This window comes from Candidatus Krumholzibacteriia bacterium (genome assembly GCA_030748535.1).
In the GTDB taxonomy this organism is placed as follows: domain Bacteria; phylum Krumholzibacteriota; class Krumholzibacteriia; order JACNKJ01; family JACNKJ01; genus JASMLU01.
Genome location: JASMLU010000024.1, coordinates 1 through 3,756, shown reverse-complemented (window position 1 = coordinate 3,756; position 3,756 = coordinate 1). Strand labels below are relative to the sequence as shown.

The 3,756-nt window shown below is 59.8% G+C and carries 4 protein-coding genes; 1 reads left to right on the top strand and 3 read right to left on the bottom strand.

All coding sequences use genetic code 11. The features are described 5' to 3' along the window. The 3 genes from QGH30_09720 to QGH30_09710 all read right to left on the bottom strand — a co-directional run. A partial coding sequence (locus QGH30_09720) for an efflux RND transporter periplasmic adaptor subunit (protein ID MDP7022609.1) occupies nucleotides 1–900 on the bottom strand: 900 nt, incomplete at its 3' end. Continuing rightward, a complete protein-coding gene (locus QGH30_09715) occupies nucleotides 897–2,288 on the bottom strand; it encodes a TolC family protein (GenBank protein MDP7022608.1) in 1,392 nt (463 codons plus the stop codon). The genes QGH30_09720 and QGH30_09715, both read right to left, overlap by 4 nt. Continuing rightward, a complete protein-coding gene (locus QGH30_09710) occupies nucleotides 2,273–2,848 on the bottom strand; it encodes a PadR family transcriptional regulator (protein MDP7022607.1) in 576 nt (191 codons plus the stop codon). The genes QGH30_09715 and QGH30_09710 overlap by 16 nt, the downstream gene beginning before the upstream one ends. 152 nt (nucleotides 2,849–3,000) lie before the next feature. On the opposite strand from QGH30_09710, the gene QGH30_09705 reads away from it, so the two are divergent. Next, the coding region (locus tag QGH30_09705) for a protein phosphatase 2C domain-containing protein (GenBank protein ID MDP7022606.1) at nucleotides 3,001–3,756 on the top strand (756 nt) is incomplete at its 3' end.

The window sequence follows — 3,756 nt, the reverse complement described above, 5'->3', positions numbered from 1 at the left end:
GAACTGTTCCACGACCGCGTCTGCGGGAATGACAATGGCCGAAGGTCTCTGCTCCACGACAATGGAATTGCGAACGGCCATTCCCGAGAGGATTTTTCCATCCGGATTGTCGACGAGAATCTCAATGGGAAAACTGCGGGTAAGGGGATCGCTACGAACACCTACGGTTTCCACACGACCCTCAAAGCGGAGTTCGTCCAGGGCGGGAACCTGCACATTGACCGGCATTCCCGGAGACACCTTGACCACTTCGCTTTCGGAGAGAGCTCCCCGAACCCGGATGCGGGACAGGTCGACCAGTGCGGCCACGGGCATTCCCGGGGCCACCTGCTCTCCCTCCTCCACGGCGGCAAGAGCCAGTCGTCCCCGGAAGGGAGCACGGATTTCACAGTCTTCCAACTGTAGCCCGGCCAGCTCCCTTGCGGCGGAGGCGGCAATACGAGCGCTTTCGGCCTGCTTCTGCGCCAGTTCTACAGCTTCAAACTCGGCATCACTGATGTGCTTCTTCTGTCGGAGCTTCGTGGCTCTGCGCAGTTCCAGAGACGCCTTTTCCGAGGCAGCTTCTGCGGCAAGAAATCCGGCTTCGGCCTGGTCAAGGAGGGCGCGATAGAGGCGCGAGTCCAGAGTGAGAATCTTCTGCCCCTCGAGCAATTCCTCTCCCAGACGGGTGGGAAAACTGCTGACGGTGGCGGCGACTTCCGCGGCCAGATTCGCCTCGCGCCACGCTTCCGTACTCCCGCTCAGTTCGATGCTCAGGTCGAAGCGACTCTCCCGGAGCGATTGAACGAGGACGGGAACCGCGCGTTGCACCGTGGGCTCCGGCGCGGCCGGCACTTCCTTCTTTGCGCAGGACAGGCCCGCCAGGGCAAGGACAAAGAGAATTGAAAGACGAGTCATCATCGTGTTTCCTCCGGGGTCGGTTCACCCAGCAGTTGTTCCAGCGCAAAGAGAGCGCCGTAGTATTCATGGCGAGCGGCAATGGCCGTAGCTTCTGCCGCGCTCCTGGCTACCTGAACATCGATCAGGTCGAACTCGGAAATGTGTCCCAGTTCGTACCGGCTTTCCATTTCCTCAAAGGTGTCGATGGCCTGATCCCGGGCCTTCTCGCGGTGAGTCAGGCTTTCGCGGGCGCGAGCCACTTCGAGCAGGGTGGCCCGGGTGGCCAAGCGGAGATTCTCCCGGGCTTCGAGGCTTTCCATTTCACTGCGGCGTTGCTCTGCCCCCGCTTTGCGGTAGGAGGCATAGTTTGAGCTCAGGTCAAAGACCGGGAAGCTGAGAAGTGCGGTGGCGTTCCAGGTGTTGTCGCCATCGAGTTCCGGGGTGTCATTGTCCTGCCAGCCGTAGCTGAACTGGAAGTGGAGAGAGGGGGTGAGACCGCTGAAGGCCATACTCTTGGCCGCCTTCGCCGCCCGGTTTCCCGCCTGAATTGCCCGCCCGGCAGGCGATTGCCCGAGAACCCGTTGAGTGAGAAGTTCCGCATCGAGTTCTGAAAGAGCCAGGGCCGTGGACAGGTCTGCCTCCCCGACTTCCGCCAGTGGCAGTGAAGCACCCAGGTCCCGTCCCAGAAGCCGGTTCAACTCCATTCCCGCCAGCACCTCTCCCTTGCGGGCGCCCAGGAGGCCGCTTCTTGCTTCCGCCAGCGTGCTTTCCCAGCGAAGAAGGTCGGAGCGGGCCAGAAGCCCCATGTCCAGTTTTTCCTGCGCAAGGTCACGACGGTTTTCAGCAGATCGCACATTGGCTTCGGCAACCCGGCTCATCTCTCTTGATGCGAGTACCTGCAGGTAGGCCATTCGCACCCGGTAGAGCAGATCGCTCCGGCTAAAAGCCAGAGAAGCGAGGCTGGCTTCTTTCCCGGCCCCCGACAGGTGCTTTCGAGCGACGAGGTTCAGGTTCAGGGGAAACTGCTGGCTGAGCGTGAAGCTGTTGCGGTAGGTGTCGCGGTAAAGGAAGGGCTCGATTTCCCCCGGATCAATTTCCATGATTTCCAGAAACTCGATCATCCCGTCGATGGCCTGGTTCGCGCGAAGGTAGCTTTCCTCGTCGACCCGGGTGATGGAACTGGTAAAATTACCCGTGGGCAGGAAGGCCAGCCAGCTCTGCCGGTCTTCCCAGAGCACGGCATCGTGACCCGCCTTGGCCGCCCGATATGACAGGTTTGCCCGAAGGGCTTCCGCCATCGCGGTGTCGAGATCCAGCACCTCTGCCCGGGCCTGTACTGCCGGCACATCCAGCACCTGTGCAGAAGCCGACAGACTCAGGGCAAGGGCCAGAACTAATCCTTTTCGCATGTTCCCAGTACTCCTTCCGGCCACTGATCGACCGACTCCAGCATTTCCTTTGCCCGATCCAGCCACTGGATCTCCATTTTCACGAGATCCCGGTAGTAGCCGATGATTTCTCCCGCATGTAGGGGAACTCCCGGATTTTCCTGCATGCGTTTCGAAAGGTCCCTGATTTCCTGACTGGAATCGAGGAGGGAGTTACGCCTTCTGGCCAGGCTATCAAGAAGATCCCCCTTGTCGGCAAGGTGCGCAAATCCAAAGGCAATGAGAAGGCGGAAAAATGGATGCTTCGTCTCCTCGAGGGACTGATGAAGAAGTTTGCGAAACTGCTCTTCGCCTTTTGCGCTGATGGTATAAACCCGACGGTCGGGCCGGGAGGAGCCGGTCTCTTCTTTCGCGCTCAGGAAGGTCTGTTCCTCCAGTCGCTCCAGTCCCTTGTAAATGGCCGGAGCAGAGACACCGACCCAGTTCTTCATGTCCCTTTGCCGGACCTCCTGAAGAATGTCGTAGCCGTGCCGGGGCTTTTCCTTGAGAAGTCCGAGCAGGACGAGGTCTACCTTTGACATTTCCCCCCTTAATATGAAACACCTTAATAATAAACAGGAAGGGAGTCAAGGTCAGGCTGGAAGATACCGGAAAGCTGCAATCCTGCTTACACTTCCGGAGCTTGGCTCTTGGATCCCGGTCTGGAGCGTGCTAGTCTGGGGAAAAGGGTGCCATGAAGACCATGAAGGAAGAAACGGGATATCGAGAAGAACAGGGCCTTCGCCTTGCCTGGAAGAGCGATCCCGGTCCCCGGAGAGAGACCAACGAGGATGCGCTCTACACGGAGCCGGTTGCGGGTTCCCTGCGGGAGAGTCATGGGCGGCTTCTTCTTGTGGCCGATGGCCTCGGCGGTCATGCCTCCGGAGAGGTGGCCAGTGGCCTGGCAAGAGACCGGATTCCCCGCATCTTCTATGAATCCCCTCCCGGGGAAAACCCCCTGCGCAGGGCCTTTCAGGAGGTTCACCGGGAAATCCGTCAACTCGCAGGCAGCGAACTTCAGTACTATGGAATGGGAACCACCTGCACGGCGCTTCTCTTACATGGGAAGCGCCTCAGTCTGGCCCATGTTGGCGACAGTCGCGCCTACCTTCTTCGCGACGGGGTGCTGGAACTCCTGACCCGCGACCATACGCTCACCGAAAAACTCATCGCGGAAGGCACTCTTCTTCCGGAAGAGGCTGAAGGCCATCGGGGCCGCCACATTCTGGTTTCTTCCCTTGGTAGCGACAGTCCGCTTCGGGCGGATTTCGAGCAGGAGCCCCGACCGCTTCAAGCCGGAGATCGCCTTCTGCTTTGCACCGATGGACTCAGCTCTCCCGTTCCCCGGGCCCGGATCAGGGAAATGATGCTCGAAGGAAGCCTTCCTGAACTGGCGACGGACCTGGTCGAAGAAGCCAAAAAGCGCGGCGGCACAGACAATATCACCGTG

Excerpts from the sequence above, each read along its gene's own strand:
- QGH30_09715 (MDP7022608.1), bottom strand. The coding sequence starts at position 2,288 with ATGCGAAAAGGATTAGTTCTGGCCCTTGCCCTGAGTCTGTCGGCTTCT.
- QGH30_09710 (MDP7022607.1), bottom strand. The coding sequence starts at position 2,848 with ATGTCAAAGGTAGACCTCGTCCTGCTCGGACTTCTCAAGGAAAAGCCC.